Genomic DNA, 17557 nt, shown 5'->3' with positions numbered 1-17557 from the left:
GCGTCGCGAACCGTGGATTCTTGATGACTTGCCGGTCAGTCCACCCGGTGGTCGTCGACCATTGACCGGGCCTCGTCGAGGCTGCCGTACGCCGACTCGGTGAGCCCGAAGCGGTCGTCGTACGCACCGATGAACGCCTCCTCGAGCACGTCGACCCCCACGCCTGACTCGGTGGCGACGGCGCCCACCGACGCCGGGTCGAAACGGACCTCCAGGGCGTCGTAGACCCGGGCCAGCAGGGGCTGCAGACTGGGTGCGTCGTCGACGATGACCACGGAGCTGAACAGCCACGCGTCGCGCACCATGCGCTGCGCCGTGCCGATCAGCTTCACCTCGCCGCGCGCGTTGATCGAGTGCGCCCCGGGGCAGTACTCGCCCGGCACCTCCCCGACCCGGGCATCGATCCCGAAGTCCGCGAGCACGCCGGCCAGCATGGCGCCGTAGTCCTCGAACCTGTCATCCATCCCGCCCAACGACGTGGGGTCGCGCTGCACGTGGTCGATGACGAGTGCGGTCGTCGTACACGCCACGGCGCGGCCGCCCGATGCGCGAACGACGGGCGTGAAGCCGGCGTCGCGACAGGCCTGCGCTGCGGCCGGGAAGCCGGGACGGTTGGTGTCCCGGCGCCCGAACGCCACCATCGTCGTCGGCCGGAACACGCGCAGCGCGGCGTCGATCTCGCCCCGGCTGGCCCGTCGGAGCAGGGCGTGTGAGGCAGCCATCTCGAGGGCAGGGTCGGCATCGGCCACGCGGCCGCGAAGGAGATCCACCCCAGCAACCTAGTCCGCTCTGGTCAGAGTTCGTCCAGCGACTGGATCCGTCGGCCGGTGTGGTGCGGGTGTTCGTCGTTCCGGTCGAGCAGTACGGCGTGCAGCCCGGCACCGAGCGCGCCGCCCGCGTCCTGTCGAAGCGAGTTGCCGACCATCAGCGTGTCACCGGCGTCGACGCCCAGGGCCGCGCAGGTGCCGAGGAACGGCGCCGGATCTGGCTTGCCGCGCGGGTAGTCGGAGCTGGCGAACACGGGCAGTCCGAGATCGTCGAGCCCGACCGTGCTGATCTTCTTCACCTGGTGCGCACGCTCGCCGTTGGTGAGTACGGCGACCAGGTGGCCGCGCTCCACGAGCCGCTCGAGCTCGGGCCGGGCGTCCGGGAACGGCCGCCAGCGCGCCTCGTAGTGGACCAGGTAGCCGGCGAACACGGCGTCCGCGTCGTCGTCGGAGAGCTCACGGTCGAGGAAGTCCCGGGCCCGTTCGCGGCGTTGGCCGGCGAACGTCAGCTCCCGGCTCTGGTAGCGCGCGTAGTGCCGGCTCGACACGTCGGTCCAGCGCGTGCGCTGCTCGTCAGGCGTGCCGGGCAGCCCCTGTTCGGCGGCCCATGCCGTGACAGCCTCGTCGGCCGCAGACGTGTGGTCGACCAGGGTGTCGTCGAGGTCGAACAGCACGGCGCGGATCACCGGATCAACCTAGGGCACTCGCCGTCCCGCCCCCGTGCGCAGGAACGCGTCATCACAGGCCCATGGCGGTGCGGGCGGCGGCCAGCACCGGGGCAGTGACCTGTCGACAGGTTGCCGCACCGCTCTCGAAGACCTCCGTGACCGCGGCGTCGTCGAGGTCGGCGAACCGCTTCTGGATCGGCTCGAGCTCGTTGACCACTGCCTCGGTGACCGCCGCCTTGAGTGCGCCGTACGTCGTGATGCCGTCGGCCGATCCGCCACACGCGGTGAGGATGTCGAGCAGGTTCGTCACGCCCGGCTTGGCGTCGCGGTCTGCGCGCACCGAGGCGGCACCGACCTCGGAGTCCGTGACGGCCCGTGCCACCTTCCGGCGTACGACGTCGGGCGGGTCGAGCAGGTAGATGATGCCGGCACCGTCGACGTGCGACTTGCCCATCTTGGTGATCGGGTCCTGGAGGTCCATCACCCGCGCACCGGAGGGTGGCGTGACGATCTCCGGCACGGTGAACACCTCGCCGTACAGCCGGTTGAAGCGGAGCGCCAGGTCACGGGTGAGTTCGACGTGCTGGCGCTGGTCGTCGCCGACCGGCACCTGCTCGGGTCGGTAGAGCAGGATGTCGGCCGCCATCAGTGCCGGGTAGGTGTAGAGCGAGGCGCGGGTGGAGGGCTGGTCGCGGCCCTTCTCCTTGAACTGGATCATCCGGTTCAGCTCGCCGGTGTGCACCGTGGACTCGAGCAGGAACGAGAGCTCGGAGTGCGCGGGCACCCGGCTCTGCACGAACAGCGTGCTCCGGTCGAGGCCGACGGCGACCATCAGACGGGCCATCTCGGCGCTGAGCGCCCGCAACCTGGCCGGTTCGTGCGGCACGGTCAGCGCGTGCAGGTCGGCGATGCCGTAGAAGCCGCGGCCCTCCGCCTGGCCGGCCACCATGGGGCGCAGGGCTCCGAGGTGGTTGCCGAGCGTGAGGTGACCCGTGGGCTTGAAGAGCGAGAGCTTGATCATGGTGACTCCTGGGGTGAGGGCCCACGGGTCAGCCGAAATGCACGACGGCCGCCCGAGGGCGGCCGATTTTCGAAGGGGTGCGTCGAAGTGGGGTCCGCCGGTCAGGCGGGCCACCACTGGGTGGAGCGGTTCGTCAGCACCCCTCGATGGTGCCACAACTGGGCCAACCACCAAGAACCCACGGCTCGCGCATCAACAATCCACGGCTCGCGACGCAACAATCCACGGTTCGTGGGGGAGTGAGTTCAATCCGACACGCCGAGTGCCCAGAACTATTTTTCCGTCCACCCTTCCCCACAGGTCACATCAGGCCCTATTCTCACGGGAGTGAGGCACGCTGATCACTCGTGGGGAAGCGAGTGACGTGCCGGAGGAAAGTTGTGGTGTGCCATGGCAAACTCGGGCGATATCTCCGAGGTGAAGTTCCTGACGATCGCTGAGGTCGCGGCGACTATGCGCGTGTCCAAGATGACCGTCTACCGCCTCGTGCACAACGGGGAGCTCCCCGCCGTCCGGGTCGGCCGTTCCTTCCGCGTCACCGAGAAGGACGTCAACGCCTATCTCGAGCGCAGTTTCTTCGACGCAGGCTGAGCCTGTTCAGACTGAGTCCGGGCTCCCGGGGAAGCGCCGGGGCCCAATTCCTTCCAGAGCCGGATAGTGGTCAATTGACCGCTGGTTTCTGCTGCCTGCCCATTGGCGGATAGGCTGTGCCGGTCGCCCCGGCCGCTCTGTCGGGCGCGACCACAGCTCTGGAAGGAAAACAGTGGGTTCAGTCATCAAGAAGCGCCGTAAGCGTATGGCGAAGAAGAAGCACCGCAAGCTCCTGAAGAAGACGCGCGTCCAGCGCCGCAAGCTCGGCAAGTAAGACTCGGGGCGGGGTCATGGGCAGGGTCGTCCTGGTCACCGGGGTCTCGAGGGACCTCGGGCGACGGCTGGCGCGCGAACTTGCCGACGACCCCGCCGTAGATCGCGTCATCGGCGTGGACATCGTCCCGCCGCGTGGTGACACCTCCGGTGTCGACTTCATCCGTGCGGACATCCGCACGCCCGTGATCGCCAAGGTGATCGCCAAGGAAGACGTCGACACGGTCGTCCACATGAGCGTCATCGCCACCCCTGGTGGCGTCGGCGGTCGGGGGACGATGAAGGAGCTCAACGTCATCGGCACGATGCAGCTCCTCGCGGCCTGCCAGCGCGCCCCGGGGCTGCAGCGACTCGTGGTCAAGTCGACCACCACGGTGTACGGCGCCAGCAACCGCGACCCGGCGATGTTCACCGAGGAGATGAACCCGAAGCGCACGCCGAGCTCGGGCTACTCCCGCGACGCCTACGAGGTCGAGGGCTACGTGCGCGGTTTCGCGCGCCGCCGACCCGACGTCGAGGTGGCGACCCTGCGCGCGGCCAACATCCTCGGCCCCGGGGTCCAGTCGCCGATCACCCAGTACTTCAAGCTGCCGGTGCTGCCGACCGTCCTCGGATTCGACCCGCGCCTGCAGTTCCTGCACGTCGACGACCTGATGGCCGTGATGCGCCACGGCGTGCTCTCCGATGCCGTCGGCACGTTCAACGTCGCCGGCGACGGCGTCATCATGCTCTCCCAGGCCGCCCGCCGCATGGGCCGCGCCACCCTGCCGCTGCCGTCCTTCGCGGTCGGCGGCCTCGGCACCGCCCTCCGCAAGCTCGGCCATGCCGACTTCTCGCCCGAGCAGGTCAAGTTCCTGACCTTCGGTCGCGGCGTCGACACCACCCGGATGCGCACCGAGCTGGGCTTCGAGCCGCAGTACACCACCGCCGGCGCGTTCGCGGACTTCGCGGCCACCCTGCCGCCGGGCATCCACTCACCGGGGCGCCTTGCCTCTCCGGACAACGTGCTGGCCGGACTCTCCCACCAGCTGACGCGAGGAGACGCCCGTGGGTGACGCAGACATCATCCCGATCGGCACCCGTGGCCGCCCCGGTCGCGGCAGTGGCAGCAAGCGACCGTCGTCGGCCGCGCGCGGTCTGGCCACCGGTCGCAAGGCTGCCTCCAAGCCGACCCGGGTGAAGGCCGACGAGCCGACGACCGACACCCCGGTCATCGAGCAGCCGGCGGTGCGCACACCCGGGACGTCGGCGACCACTGCGGTCGACCGCGCCCCCGGCGGCGGTATCCCGATCGGTGACTGGCTGAGCGCGATCAACCAGGCCGCCCGTGAGGTCTTCGGCACCGACTGGGAGCCGCGGCTGGCCCACTTCCTCGCGTTCCTGCGCCGCCGGGTCAACGGCGAGTACGTCGTCGACGAGTACGGCTTCGACGCGGAGATCACCGAGAAGTTCTTCATGGCCGCCCTTCGCCCGGTCGCCGAGAAGTGGTTCCGCATCGAGGTGCGCGGCCTCGAGAACATCCCCGCGGAGGGCGGCGCGCTGGTGGTCTCCAACCACTCCGGCACGGTGCCGATCGATGGGTTGATGACCATGGTCACCACGCACGACAAGGCCGGCCGGTTCCTGCGCCCGCTCGGTGCTGACCTGGTCTTCCAGCTGCCCGTGGTCGGCGGTGTGGCCCGCAAGGGCGGCGCCACCCTCGCGTGCAGCGAGGATGCCGAGCGCATGCTGCGCCAGGGCGAGCTGGTCGGAGTCTGGCCCGAGGGCTTCAAGGGCATCGGCAAGCCGTTCTCCGAGCGCTACAAGCTCCAGCGCTTCGGCCGCGGCGGATTCGTCTCGGCCGCACTGCGCACCGGCGTACCCATCATCCCGCTGTCCGTGGTCGGTGCCGAGGAGATCTATCCGTTGGTCGGCAACGTGCCCTCACTGGCCCGGTTGCTCGGCATCCCCTACATCCCGATCACGCCGTTCTTCCCGCTGCTGGGCCCGCTCGGACTCGTGCCGCTGCCCTCGAAGTGGCTGCTGGAGTTCGGTGAGCCGATCCGCACCGACGAGTACGACGAGAACGCCGCCGACGACCCGATGCTGGTCTTCAACGTGACCGACCAGGTGCGCGAGACGATCCAGCAGTCGCTCTACAAGCTGCTGATGGAGCGCAAGTCGGTCTTCGGCTGACCTGCGAGAACGTGACCTTCGCGGGCTGGTCCTCGAAGGCCGACCGGTGTGTAGGGCGGGGCGACGGCTCAGTCGCTGAGCAGGCCGCCGTCACCGAGGATGGGCCCGAGCAGCGGGTCGAGCGTCGTGGTGACGGGGCCGAGCACGCCGTTAGTGCCGAGCAGGAGCTCGTTGCCGCCCTTGAGCGTCCCCTCGACCGCCTTGACGGTCTTCTTCACCGTCTTGGGGGTTTCCTCGGTGATCGTCTTCGTCGGGTCGGACGTCGGGGAGTCAGGCGTCGAGTCGCCGCCGACCGGGGGCAGCGGGATGACGTCCTTCGGGTCGATCGCCTGGTTGGGCGTCGAGTCGCCGGGAGTGGAGGCCTTCTGCTTCGGGGTGACCACGGGGCCCGGGTCGGCGCTGCCCAGTGCACTGGTCAGCCGGGCGGGCAGCTGCAGGATGCCGCCGGCGCACTCGGGGCAGAGCTTGGTGATCTCGTCGTCGATGCGGGTCAGCACGGTGGTGGCGTTGCGCAGCGAGTCGGTGACCGTCGAGGGGAGCAGCGCGTCGAGGTCGACCAGCTTCTTCATGCTGGAGTCGACGAAGCCGTTGAGCTCGACGAGGGGATCGGTGTCACCGGTCTCGTCGTACTCGGTGAAGATCAGGTCGGCGCCCTCCCCGGCCTGGCTGGAGAAGTCGTCGAGGGTGGACGGCAGCTGGTCGGCCCGGCTGGAGTCGACCTGGCGGGCCAGCGCCTCGACCTCGAGGAGACGGCCGGTGGCCTGGTCGAGGACGGTCTCGCTGCGGGCGGTGTCGTCGAACGTGAGGGAGGACTGGATGCCCTCGATGGCCCGTTTCACCGGGTAGAGCGTGTCGCCCGGGAGGGTGCCCTGGGCCGCAACGGCGACCGAGGTCGTGGCGCCCAGGAGAGCCGCGGTGCCGGCCAGCACGGCGATGCGCCGGTCGCGGTGGCTGCGCGGGTGGGCCGGCAGGGCCAGCTTGCGGTCGACCTCGGTCAGGGCGACGTCGGCCTCGGCCATCAGTCGGGCCCGCAGGTCCGCGACGAAGTCGGGCCGCGGTGCGGGGGCCTCGACCGAGCGCATGGCGGAGACCAGTTCGAGGAGGTCGGCATGCCGTGAGTTGTGGCTGCCGCCCGCGCCCTCGAGCTGGGCGTTGAACTCCTCGGCACGCCTGTGTGCCGGAAGCACCGAGATCATCGCGCTCTTCCCGTCGGTTCGTTCACGTCACGCCGGCCGCACGCAGCCGTCGGCAGTGACCCTGTCGACAGGAACAACGAGGCGCGGGGAACCGAGGTTACGGTCTGAGACGTAGGCGACATCAGTCCCTCATCCCCGCGGGCAGCAACTTCGCCAGGTTGCGCACGCCGCGCAGCTGCAACTGCTTGACTGCGCCGTCGGAACGGGCCAGCACCTGGGCAGTCTCGGCGATGCTCATGCCCTGGAGGAACCGCATGATCAGGCACTCCTGCTGCTCCTTGGGGAGCTTCTGCAGGGCGGCCAGCAACGACTCGTTGGTGAGGGACGCGAGGACGGCGGACTCGGGTCCGTCGGTGACGTCGTCGTGGGCGCCCATGTCCTCGGTGGTCATCTCGAGGCGGGTGCGGCCGGCCTTGAAGTGGTCGGTGGTCAGGTTGCGCGCGATGGTCATCAGCCAGGCGCCGAAGTCCTTGCCCTGCCAGCGGAAGTTGTTCATCGACCGCAGCGCACGGAAGAACGTCTCCGAGGCGAGGTCCTCGGCCAGGGTCTGGGACCGGGTGCGGTAGTAGAGGAACCGGTAGACCGCCGGGTGGTAGTGGTCGAAGAGCTGCCCGAAGGCCTCCTTGTCGCCTCCACGGGCCAGCTCGACCAGTGCGATCATGCGTTCGCGATCGGCTTCGTTCTCCGCGGAGGACGCGGCCTGGTCGGCGTCGTCGTACGACCCGTTGCCGCCGCCCGAGGGACGGGTGCCGGCCAGCACGTCCTGGGTGAGCACGACGCCGGAGCCGCCGGCGAGGCCGTGGGCCAGCTCGGGCTCAGCGGCGAGGGTCGCGAGAACCGCGTCCCGCAACGCGGTCATGCCGCGCGCGAGGTCCTGCGCTCCCCAAGACATCGATCCTGCCCTCCCGCGGTCCTCTCCCTGGCCCGCTACCCAAGAGTAGGTAATTTTCGGTCATCTGTGAACACCTCTCCAGAATGTGAGGTGCCCGACACGTTCAGTTGCGGTTGCGGCGCAGTGCTGCTGCTGCGGCGACCGACCCCGTTGCCGCTCCGGCGACGGCGCCCAGGACCAGCCCGGCCCGGGCGGCCTTGCGTCCGGTGCGGTAGTCCCGGATCCGCCAGCCCTGCTCGCGGGCGTGGGCCCGCAGCTTCGCGTCGGGGTTGATCGCCACCGGGTCGCCGACGAGCCCGAGCATCGGCAGGTCGTTCGAGGAGTCGCTGTACGCCGAGCAACGGCTCAGGTCGAGGTGCTCACGCGCCGCAAGGGCCTTGATCGCCTCGGCCTTGGCCTCACCGTGGAGCATGTCGCCGACCAGGCGGCCGGTGTAGACGCCGTCCTCGTGCTCGGCCACGGTGCCCATGGCGCCGGTCAGTCCGAGTCGGCGGGCGATGATGCTGGCGATCTCGATCGGTGCCGCGGTGACCAGCCAGACCCGCTGGCCCTGGTCGAGGTGCAGCTGGGCCTGGGCGCGCGTGCCCGGCCAGATGCGGTGCGCCATCGCCTCGTCGAAGATCTCCTCGCCGAGCTCCTCGAGCTCGGTGACCGTGTGTCCGGCGATGAAGCTGAGCGCCGAGTTGCGGGCCTCGGCGACGTGCTCGGGGTCCTCGACGCCGACGAGGCGGAAGTAGGCCTGCTTGTAGGCCGCGCCGACGATGTCGCGGGTGGTGAAGAACTTGCGGCGGTGCAGCCCACGGGCGAGGTGGAAGATGCTGGCGCCCTGCATGATCGTGTTGTCGACGTCGAAGAACGCCGCCGACCCCGGGTCGGGCGGGACGTCGAGGGCGGACTCCACCTCGGTCGCCGCGGCCGCGGCCTCGCCGGCCATCGTCGACCGCGCCTTGAGGTCGATCCGACGGGGAGCCTGGGGCCGCTTGTCGTTCACGCCTCCACCCTAGTGGGCAACCCACGTTGCGGAGGCGCGCTCTGCGTACCCCGGGGCGTTCGGGTTCTCGCCAGCGACCAACCTTCGTGTGGAAGTATCTGCGCATGACGAACTCGGTCGCCGACCTCCTGACGTCGGCCGCGCGCGAACTGCCCGACGGCATGGCGGTCGTCGAGGCGTCCAGCGGACGCCGGGTCACGTGGTCGGAGCTCGAGGACGAGGTCGACCGGGTCGCCGCCGGCTATGCCAACGAGGGCGCCGTCGCCGGCTACCGCGTGATGCTCGTGCTCGGCAACCGCATCGAGTTCGTGACCAGCTACCTCGGGGCGTTGCGCGCGCAGCTGGTCGTCGTACCGGTCAATCCGCGGTCGACCGCCAACGAGCTGGCCCGCATGCTGGCCGACTCCGGCACCCGCATCATCATCGCCGACACCGACACCGTGACGGTGGTCCGCGAGGCCCTCCAGATCGTCGAGCGGGCCCGCAACGGCGAGTTCGAGGGCATCGACCCCGACGACCTGGCCGACGTCCCGAAGCCCCGTCTGGTGACGGTCGGCTCGACGTTGCAGCCGGGGGAGCGGTCCTACGCCCACCTCAGTGCCAGCCACGGCCGCGCGCTCCCCGCGCTCCAGGACCCCGAGACCCTGGCCGCGCTCCTCTACACCAGTGGTACGTCGGGGCGCCCGCGCGCGGCCATGCTCAGTCACCGGGCACTGCTGGCGAACATCGAGCAGATCGCCGAGGTCCAGCCCCCGATGCTGGCCGCCGACGACGTGGTCCTCGGGGTGCTGCCGCTGTTCCACGTCTACGGCCTCAACGCTGTGCTCGGCGCCTCGCTGCGGCTGCGGGTGCGCGTGGTGCTCGCCGACTCCTTCGAACCGGGCGGCACCCTCGACCTCATCGAGGACGAGGCGATCAGCGTGGTGCCGGTGGCGCCGCCGGTGTTCGCGCACTGGCTGCCGCTCGACGACCTCGCCGAGCGCCTGGGCCCCGTGCGGCTGGTGCTCTCGGGCTCGGCGCCGCTGGCGGCCGAGGTCATCGACTCCTTCGTCGAGAGCACTGGAGTCGCGGTGCACCAGGGCTACGGGCTGACCGAAGCGGCGCCGGTGGTCACCTCGACGCTGTGCAGCAAGGACGCGCCCACCGGCTCGGTCGGTGCGGCGCTGCCCGGCATCGAGATCCGGCTGCGAGACGAGGCCGGTCACGACGTCGAGGGCGGCGACCCCGGCGACATCGAGATCCGTGGCGGCAACCTGTTCAGCGGCTACTGGCCCGACGGTCGCGAGGGACCCGACGGCGAGGGCTGGTGGGCCACCGGCGACGTCGGCTTCCTCGACACCGACGGGGACCTCTTCCTGGTCGACAAGCGCAAGGACCTCGTCATCGTGTCCGGCTTCAACGTCTACCCCTCCGAGGTCGAGGAGACCATCGCGGACGTCCCCGGGGTGCAGGCCTGCGCCGTGATCGGGGTCGAGGACCCGCTCACCGGCGAGGCGGTCGTGGCCTACGTCGTGGCCACCCCTGACGGTGACGAGGCCGGGCTCGAGGAGGCGGTGCGTGCCCGCTGCGCCGACCGGTTGGCCCGCTTCAAGCAGCCCACCACCGTGCACGTGGTCGACGAGCTGCCCTACACCGTCACCGGCAAGGTGCAGAAGGGCCGGCTCCGCGCCGCCGCCCGCCAGCGGGTGGCCCTCTTCGACGAGCCGACCGACGAGCCGGCCGACCAGCCGACCGACGAGGCGTCCGGTGGCTGAGCCCCGGGTCCGGCTCTACGGCCGCACCGGCTGCCACCTCTGCGACGAGGCGCGGCTGGTCATCGAACGGGTCTGCGCCGACCTCGGGGAGTCCTACGACGAGGTCGACATCGACGCCGATCCCGAGCTGCAGGCACGCTTCACCGACGAGGTCCCGGTGACGTTCGTCGACGGGCGCCAGCACGACTTCTGGAGGGTCGACGAGGCCCGGCTCAGGCAGGCCCTGACCGGCTGATCGGGACCCCCGTGAGATGGGTCACCCCGCCTGTGGTAGCCACGGTGCGGACTCGTTTTGTTCTTCCGTTCACAAACTCCTAAAGTGAACGACGCCGCAAGGAACACCGCCTCGCATTCCAGCCAGGTGATGAATCGTGCCTGGCGGCGCCTTGGAGACGAGACAATTGACCGCACGGACGCCCGCCGCCGGCAGCCCCCATGGGGCTGCACCTGTCGACGGCGTGGCCCGGACCGCTGGTCGTGAGATCCCCGAGGCGACCGTGGCCCGGCTGCCGATCTACCTCCGGGCGCTGACCGTGCTCGTCGAGCGCGGCATCGGCACCTGCTCCAGCGAGGACCTCGCCACCGCCACCGGCGTGAACAGTGCGAAGCTCCGCAAGGACCTCTCCTACCTCGGCTCCTACGGCACCCGCGGGGTCGGCTACGACGTCGACTACCTGCGCTACCAGATCGCCCGCGAGATCGGCGTCACCCAGGACTGGCCGGTCGTCATCGTCGGCATCGGAAACCTCGGCAACGCGCTGGCCAACTACTCCGGATTCCGCTCGCGAGGCTTCCGCGTCGTGGCCCTTCTCGACGCCGCCCCCGAACGCCACGACGAGGCGGTGGCCGGCCTCGAGGTGCGTCCCTTCGACGACCTCGAGGAGATTGTCGCCGCCGAGTCCGTCTCCATCGGCGTGATCGCCACGCCCGCGGTGGCCGCCCAGGACGTCGCCGACCGCATGGTCGCCGCCGGCGTCACCAGCATTCTCAACTTCGCCCCGACGGTGCTCTCGGTGCCCGAGGGAGTCGACGTACGCAAGGTCGACCTTTCCATCGAACTCCAGATCCTCGCCTACCACGAGCAGCGCAAGGCGGCTCCCGACGCGGACCTGGGCCACGCAACGGACCAGGAGGTGATCGCGTGAGCATCCTCGTGGTCGGAATCTCACATCGCACAGCCCCGGTGGACCTGCTCGAACGTCTCGCCCTCGACGAGGACGGTGTCGCCAAGCTGCTGACCGACGTCATCGGCGTCGACCACGTCGCCGAGGCCACCGTGCTGGCCACCTGCAACCGCCTCGAGATCTACACCGAGGTCGAGCGCTTCCACGGCAGCGTCGAGGAGATCTCGCGGCTGCTCTGCGACCGGGGCGCCGATCTGGCGCTCGACAACGACCTGCTCTCCTGCCTCTACGTGCACTACGACGACGGTGCCGTGTCGCACCTCTTCCACGTCGCCGCCGGGCTCGACTCGATGGTCGTCGGCGAGGGCCAGATCCTCGGCCAGGCCCGCGAGGCGCTCCGCTTCGGCCAGGAGTCCGGAACCGTCGGTCCCGCGCTCAACGTGCTCTTCCAGCAGGCCCTGCGGGTCGGCAAGCGCTCCCACGCCGAGACCGACATCGACCGCGCCGCACCCTCCATGGTCTCGGCGGCCCTCGACCTGGCCGCCGCCGACATCGGCAGCGTCGCCGGCAAGCGCGTCGCCGTCGTCGGGGCCGGCGCGATGGCCGCACTCTCGGTGGCCACCGTGTCCCGCTTGGGCGCGGCCGACATCGCCGTGCTCAACCGCACCGAGGGCAACGCCGAACGCCTCGCCACCGAGTACGGCGCCCGCTCGCTGCCCCTCTCCGAGATCACTCACGAGCTGGCCACGGCCGACCTGGTGGTCTCCTGCACCGGCGCCACCGGTCAGGTGGTCACCGCCGGCCAGGTGGCCGCCGCACGGGCCGGCAACCACGACCCCCTGGTCTTCCTCGACCTGGCCCTCCCGCACGACGTCGACCCGGCCGTGGCCGACCTCCCCGGCGTCTCCGTGATCGACCTGCGCCGACTCGCCTCCGACCTCTCCGGCACTGACGGTGCCCTCGAGGTGATCGGCGTCCGCGAGATCGTCGGCCAGGAGGTCGCCGCCTTCGTCAGCGCCCGCCGCAAGGCGAGCGTCACCCCGACCGTGGTCGCCCTGCGCAGCATGGCCACCGACGTCGTCGACGGCGAGATCGAGCGGCTGCTCACCCGCCTGCCCGACCTCGACGACGCGTCCCGCGCCGAGGTGGAGCAGGCCGTACGCCGGGTGGCCGACAAATTGCTGCACCAGCCCACCACCAGGGTCAAGGAGCTCGCCAACGAGACCGGTGCCGTGTCCTACGCGGCTGCCCTGCGCGAGCTCTTCGCCCTCGACCCGGAGGCCGTCGACGCGGTCACCCGAGCGGGGCGTCTGACATGACGATCAGGATCGGTACCCGCGCCTCCCTGCTGGCCCGCACCCAGTGCGGCCACGTGGCCGAGATGATCAGCGAGCGCCTCGGCGTCGAGGTCGAGCTCGTCGAGATCACCACCGAGGGCGACGTCTCTCGTGCCCCGCTGGCCACGCTCGGCGGCACCGGCGTCTTCGTCAGCGCACTGCGCGACGCCCTGCTCGACGGCCGGGTCGACGTGGCCGTGCACTCGCTCAAGGACATCCCAACCGCACCGGCCGAGGGCATCACCCTGGCCGCCGTACCCACCCGCGAGGACCCGCGCGACGTGCTGGTCGCCCGCGACGGGCTCACCCTCGGTGAGCTGCCGCAGGGCTCCGTCGTCGCCACCGGGTCGCCGCGCCGGGCCTCCCAGCTCGGCGCCCTCGGTCTCGGTTTGGAGATCGTGGGACTTCGCGGGAACATCGACACCCGCGTCGGCAAGGTCACCTCGGGTGAGGTCGACGGCGTGATCCTGGCCCGTGCCGGGTTGGCGCGCATCGGTCGGCTCGAGCTGGTCACCGAGACCATCGACCCGATCCAGATGCTGCCGGCCCCGGGGCAGGGAGCCCTCGCCGTCGAGTGCCGCACCACCGACACGGAGCTGGCAGCACGACTGCGCGAACACCTCGACGACCGGTTCACCCGGGCCGCCGTGGAGGCGGAGCGGGCCGTGCTCAGCACGCTGGAGGCCGGATGCTCGGCCCCGGTGGGAGCACTGGCCGAAGTGGTCGACGACGGGCAGGACGGACACGAGGTCTGGATCCGCGCCGTGGCGTTGTCGCACGACGGCACGATCGACATCCGCAGATCAGCGAGTGGCCCACTCGCCGACGCGGCAGGAGTGGGCACCCGGTTGGCGGCCGGAATGCTCGAAGAGGGCGCAGCTGAACTGATCGACACACCAGGTAGAAGGCAGCAGGCATGACTGGACGAAAGATCAAGACCACGCCGGCCCCCGCATCCGTGCAGGGCCCGTCAACGATCCCTTCGCAGGCACGCGGGTGGGTGGCATTCGTGGGCAGTGGCCCCGGTGACCCCGACCTGTTGACCGTGCGGGCGGCCGAGCTGCTCCGCGACGCCGAGGTCGTCGTCACCGAGCTGCCCGAGCATGCCGCGTTCGTGCGCGCCGTGCTCGGCATCCCGGAGCCGCGGGTGGTCGCCGACGAGGACGGCAACGAGACGCTCGAGGAGGCCGCCGGCCCCGAGATCGTCGACGGTGGGTTCGGCCCCGACGGCCAGCCGCTGACCCACGCGAACCGCGCCAAGGTGGTCGTCAAGCAGGCCAGGCGCGGGCTCCGCGTCGTACGCCTGATGAACGGCGACCCGTTCCTCTACGCCTCCGGGCCCGAGGAGGCCCAGGCCTGTGCCAAGGCCGACATCGGCTTCGAGATCGTGCCCGGTGTCTCGTCGGCCACCGCGGTGCCGGCGTACGCCGGAGTGCCGCTGACCACGCGCAACAACCGCGAGGTCGCCGTGGTCACCTGTGGCGAGAAGATCGACTGGAGCCGGTACGCCGACAACCGCACCCTGGTGCTGCTCTCGGCGGTCGGCTCGATCGGTGACATCGCCAAGGCACTGATCGACGCCGGCCGCTCGGCGACGACGCCGGTCGCGATGACCCAGTCCGGCACGACCACCACCCAGTCGACCGTCACCTCGACGCTCGAGCGCATCGCCGCCGACGCCCGCGCCGCCAAGATCGCCCCGCCGGCGATCACCGTGGTCGGCGACGTGGTCAACCTGCGCGAGACCCTGTCGTGGTTCGAGACCAAGCCGCTCTTCGGCTGGCGGGTGCTGGTGCCGCGCACCAAGGAGCAGGCCGGTTCGCTGACCTCGCGCCTGCGCGGCTACGGCGCCGTCCCCGAGGAGGTCCCGACGATCTCGGTCGAGCCGCCGCGCAACCCGCAGCAGATGGACAAGGCCGTGCGCGGCCTGGTCGAGGGTCGCTACGAGTGGATCGCGTTCACCTCGGTCAACGCGGTCAAGGCCGTGCGCGAGAAGTTCGAGGAGTACGGCCTCGACGCACGTGCCTTCTCGGGCCTCAAGATCGCCGCAGTCGGCGACAAGACCGCCGCGGCCATCGCCGCGTGGGGCCTGCGCGCCGACCTGGTGCCCTCGGGCCAGCAGTCCGCTGCCGGCCTGCTCGAGGACTGGCCGCCGTACGACGACGTGCTCGACCCGATCAACCGGGTCTTCCTGCCCCGCGCCGACATCGCCACCGAGAACCTCGTGGCCGGCCTGATCGACCTGGGCTGGGAGTGCGACGACGTCACCGCCTACCGCACGGTGCGGGCCACGCCGCCGCCGGCGCCGACGCGTGACGCGATCAAGTCGGGCAAGTTCGACGCGGTCGTGTTCACCTCGTCCTCGACGGTGCGCAACCTGGTCGGCATCGCCGGCAAGCCGCACGCCTCGACCGTGATCGCGGTGATCGGTCCGGCCACCGCCAAGACCGCCGAGGAGCACGGCCTGCGGGTCGACGTGATGGCCAGCGAACCGTCGGTCGAGGTGCTCGTCGACGCGCTCGCCGACTTCGGTGCCACGCGTCGTGCGTCGCTGGTCGAGAGCGGCCAGCCGGTCACCAAGCCGTCCGACCGCAAGCCGTCGACCCGTCGCCGGGCCACGACGTCCTGATCCATCCGTGACGTCCTGCGTCGGGGTCGCTCCGGCGGCCACGACGCAGGACGTCCGGCATTTTCCACCCGAGCGGAGGAGCAGCATGGAGTTCCCGACAGTCCGACCCCGCCGTCTGCGCCGTACGCCGGCACTGCGCGCGATGGTCGCGGAGACCTCGCTCGAGGCGCGCCAGCTGGTGCTGCCGGTCTTCGTCCGTGAGGGCGCCACCGAGCCGGTGCCGATCTCCTCGATGCCCGGCGTCGTGCAGCACACCCGCTCGTCGCTGAAGGAGGCCGCCGCCGAGGCCGCCTCTCTGGGACTCGGCGGCGTCATGCTCTTCGGCATCCCGTCCGAGAAGGACGCCACCGGGTCGGGTGCCCTCGACCCCGACGGCATCCTCAACGTGGCGATCGCCGACGTCGTCTCCGAGGTCGGTGACGCGCTGACCGTGATGAGCGACCTGTGCCTCGACGAGTTCACCTCGCACGGCCACTGCGGCGTCCTCGACGACGCGGGGCGGGTCGACAACGACGCCACCCTCGAGGTGTACGCCGAGATGGCCCGCGCGCACGCCGCCGCCGGGGTGCACATGGTCGGACCCAGCGGGATGATGGACGGCCAGGTGGGGGTGGTCCGCGCTGCCCTCGACGACGCCGGTGCCTCCGACGTTTCGATCCTGGCCTACTCCGCGAAATACGCCTCCGCGTTCTTCGGACCGTTCCGTGAGGCGGTCAACTCCTCGCTCCAGGGCGACCGGCGCACCTACCAACAGGACTCCGGCAACGCCGTCGAGGGCGTCCGCGAGGCGCTGCTCGACATTGCCGAGGGCGCGGACCTCGTGATGGTCAAGCCGGCCCTGGCCTACCTCGACGTCATCCGCCGGGTGCGCGACGCGGTCGACGTACCCGTGGCGGCGTACAACATCTCGGGGGAGTACGCCATGGTCGAGGCCGCGGCCGCCAACGGCTGGATCGACCGCGAGGCCGCGATCATGGAGACACTGCTCTCCATCCGCCGGGCCGGTGCCGACGTGGTGCTGACCTACTGGGCCGCCGAGGCCGCCCGCCTCCTGCGCCGCTGAGGTTCGCCGCCGCGCTGTCTGCCCACCGGCGTGTGCACCGCCTCGCCCACCGGCCTGTGCACCGCCTTGCCTACGGGCCTGTGCACCGCCTGGCCCACCGGCGTGTGCACCGCCGGGCAGTCACCTGCTGCAAGAAGGCCGGTGCGCAAGGTCGAGCACACCGTCACCGCCGGTGACGCTGCCCGTGCGCTTCGCCCCCTGCGGATCTGACCTTGGCCAGCTCGCCGCGCCGATGGTTGCACATGTCGACATACGGTTCACGCCGCACGGGCGACCGCTGAGCGTGAGCTCGGCACCACGGCTGCCGAACTGTATGCCCAGATGAACGTCAGGGGTCATCGGCGACCAGTTCCTCGCCTGCCTCCGGGCCGCAACGGACCGTAGGACAGGTAACTCGGCGACTTCGGGCCGGATCCGCGCGTGGACCTGATGCCGAGCCCCCGACTTACCTGTCGCACGGTCCGCCGCCGAGGTCTGGCCGAGTTGTCGCCGGCGCGGGTGCACATGCTCGGTGAGGCCCGCTGACCACATCGAGAGTCGCGAAACGGACGGCGTCTGCACGCGGAGTGGGCCGTTTCGCTGCACCCGGTGGCGCAAATGCCGAACGGCCCGGACTCCGTGTGGAGTCCGGGCCGTTCGCCTGGGTGGGTCAGAGCCCCAGCCAGTCGAGGATGCCGAGCAGGGTGTTCGGAATGATCGCGAGCGCACGCTCCTCGGTCGAGCCCTGGACGCGCTGGGCGCAGCGGTCGACGGCAGTTGAGCGGTCGCCAAGCAGACCCAGGCTCGGGATCTGGGCGTTGCACAGGTTGATCGCGTCGGTGAGGGTGAGCACCGCTTCGACCGGGTCCTTGACGGCGCCCTTGATCGCCTCGCCCGTCTTCGTGAGTGTCTCGTTGAGCGGGTCGGTCGGGTCGTCGCCGGGGTCGGTGGTGCCGGGGTCGGGGGTGCCGGTGGTCGGGTCATCGGACGGCGACCCCGCGGTGGGCGTGCTCGGGTTGTTCGAGCCGGTGTTGCCGGTGTTGTTGCCGCCGGAGGCAGTGTGCGGGGAGCCGACCTTGCCGCCGTTGGTGGGGTGC

Annotated in this window: 17 protein-coding genes and 1 pseudogene; 11 read left to right on the top strand and 7 right to left on the bottom strand. The window is 70.6% G+C overall.

All coding sequences use genetic code 11. The annotated features are described in order from the left end of the window. Window positions 1-35: 35 nt before the first annotated feature. Genes ASD66_RS05690 through trpS form a run of 3 tightly spaced genes read right to left on the bottom strand, consistent with a single transcriptional unit; the run spans window position 36 to window position 2456 of the window. Window positions 36-770 (bottom strand): biotin/lipoate A/B protein ligase family protein, encoded by a 735-nt coding sequence (locus ASD66_RS05690; protein ID WP_056890269.1) that lies wholly within the window; start codon window positions 768-770, stop codon window positions 36-38. A 23-nt stretch (window positions 771-793) separates the two neighbouring features. After that, a complete protein-coding gene (locus ASD66_RS05685) occupies window positions 794-1453 on the bottom strand; it encodes an HAD family hydrolase (RefSeq protein WP_056890268.1) in 660 nt (219 codons plus the stop codon). Window positions 1454-1505: 52 nt separating this feature from the next. Next, window positions 1506-2456, bottom strand: a complete 951-nt coding sequence (gene trpS, locus ASD66_RS05680; RefSeq protein WP_056890267.1) for a tryptophan--tRNA ligase — start codon at window positions 2454-2456, stop codon at window positions 1506-1508. Window positions 2457-2846: 390 nt separating this feature from the next. On the opposite strand from trpS, the gene ASD66_RS05675 reads away from it, so the two are divergent. The 4 genes from ASD66_RS05675 (at window position 2847) to ASD66_RS05665 (ending at window position 5495) form a co-directional block, all read left to right on the top strand. Further along, entirely contained in the window at window positions 2847-3047 is a 201-nt protein-coding gene (locus ASD66_RS05675) for a helix-turn-helix domain-containing protein (RefSeq protein ID WP_056688692.1), read from the top strand. A gap of 172 nt (window positions 3048-3219) precedes the next feature. Beyond that, window positions 3220-3321, top strand: coding sequence for a 30S ribosomal protein bS22 (locus ASD66_RS24075; RefSeq protein ID WP_008356322.1), 102 nt, complete (start codon window positions 3220-3222; stop codon window positions 3319-3321). 16 nt (window positions 3322-3337) lie between these two features. After that, window positions 3338-4375 carry an NAD-dependent epimerase/dehydratase family protein gene (locus tag ASD66_RS05670; protein ID WP_056688690.1) on the top strand — a complete coding sequence of 346 codons (1038 nt, stop codon included), beginning with the start codon at window positions 3338-3340 and terminating at the stop codon, window positions 4373-4375. Then, window positions 4368-5495: a lysophospholipid acyltransferase family protein gene (locus ASD66_RS05665; RefSeq protein WP_056688688.1), complete on the top strand. Its 1128-nt coding sequence runs from the start codon at window positions 4368-4370 to the stop codon at window positions 5493-5495. The genes ASD66_RS05670 and ASD66_RS05665 overlap by 8 nt, the downstream gene beginning before the upstream one ends. A 68-nt stretch (window positions 5496-5563) precedes the next feature. Here ASD66_RS05665 and ASD66_RS05660 read toward each other — a convergent pair whose 3' ends face one another. From ASD66_RS05660 to ASD66_RS05650, 3 genes are all read right to left on the bottom strand, one after another. After that, window positions 5564-6691 carry a DUF5667 domain-containing protein gene (locus ASD66_RS05660; RefSeq protein ID WP_056890266.1) on the bottom strand — a complete coding sequence of 376 codons (1128 nt, stop codon included), beginning with the start codon at window positions 6689-6691 and terminating at the stop codon, window positions 5564-5566. Window positions 6692-6812: 121 nt separating this feature from the next. Further along, complete coding sequence (locus ASD66_RS05655; protein ID WP_056890265.1) at window positions 6813-7583, bottom strand: sigma-70 family RNA polymerase sigma factor; 771 nt, start codon at window positions 7581-7583, stop codon at window positions 6813-6815. Between the two features lie 103 nt (window positions 7584-7686). Beyond that, window positions 7687-8574: an HAD family hydrolase gene (locus ASD66_RS05650; protein WP_235529968.1), complete on the bottom strand. Its 888-nt coding sequence runs from the start codon at window positions 8572-8574 to the stop codon at window positions 7687-7689. Window positions 8575-8678: 104 nt separating this feature from the next. On the opposite strand from ASD66_RS05650, the gene ASD66_RS05645 reads away from it, so the two are divergent. From ASD66_RS05645 to hemB, 7 genes are all read left to right on the top strand, one after another. Beyond that, on the top strand, window positions 8679-10328 hold the full coding sequence (locus ASD66_RS05645; protein ID WP_082599332.1) for a class I adenylate-forming enzyme family protein: 1650 nt from the start codon (window positions 8679-8681) through the stop codon (window positions 10326-10328). Next, window positions 10321-10563 (top strand): glutaredoxin family protein, encoded by a 243-nt coding sequence (locus ASD66_RS05640; RefSeq protein ID WP_056688681.1) that lies wholly within the window; start codon window positions 10321-10323, stop codon window positions 10561-10563. The genes ASD66_RS05645 and ASD66_RS05640 overlap by 8 nt, the downstream gene beginning before the upstream one ends. Window positions 10564-10786: 223 nt before the next feature. Further along, window positions 10787-11473 (top strand): redox-sensing transcriptional repressor Rex, encoded by a 687-nt coding sequence (locus ASD66_RS05635; RefSeq protein ID WP_056688679.1) that lies wholly within the window; start codon window positions 10787-10789, stop codon window positions 11471-11473. Beyond that, on the top strand, window positions 11470-12771 hold the full coding sequence (locus ASD66_RS05630) for a glutamyl-tRNA reductase (RefSeq protein ID WP_056688677.1): 1302 nt from the start codon (window positions 11470-11472) through the stop codon (window positions 12769-12771). Before ASD66_RS05635 ends, ASD66_RS05630 begins: the two co-directional genes overlap by 4 nt. Next, window positions 12768-13709 carry a hydroxymethylbilane synthase gene (gene hemC, locus ASD66_RS05625; RefSeq protein ID WP_056890264.1) on the top strand — a complete coding sequence of 314 codons (942 nt, stop codon included), beginning with the start codon at window positions 12768-12770 and terminating at the stop codon, window positions 13707-13709. The genes ASD66_RS05630 and hemC overlap by 4 nt, the downstream gene beginning before the upstream one ends. Next, on the top strand, window positions 13706-15418 hold the full coding sequence (locus tag ASD66_RS05620) for a uroporphyrinogen-III synthase (protein ID WP_056890263.1): 1713 nt from the start codon (window positions 13706-13708) through the stop codon (window positions 15416-15418). The genes hemC and ASD66_RS05620 overlap by 4 nt, the downstream gene beginning before the upstream one ends. 85 nt (window positions 15419-15503) lie before the next feature. Then, entirely contained in the window at window positions 15504-16481 is a 978-nt protein-coding gene (gene hemB / locus ASD66_RS05615) for a porphobilinogen synthase (RefSeq protein WP_056688668.1), read from the top strand. A 649-nt stretch (window positions 16482-17130) separates the two neighbouring features. Here the strand turns inward: hemB and ASD66_RS24680 are convergent. Further along, window positions 17131-17557: pseudogene (locus ASD66_RS24680) on the bottom strand (hypothetical protein); the annotation flags it as partial.

Source organism: Nocardioides sp. Root151 (genome assembly GCF_001427925.1).
In the GTDB taxonomy this organism is placed as follows: Bacteria; Actinomycetota; Actinomycetes; order Propionibacteriales; family Nocardioidaceae; genus Nocardioides.
This window is presented reverse-complemented; position numbering and strand designations above follow the sequence as displayed.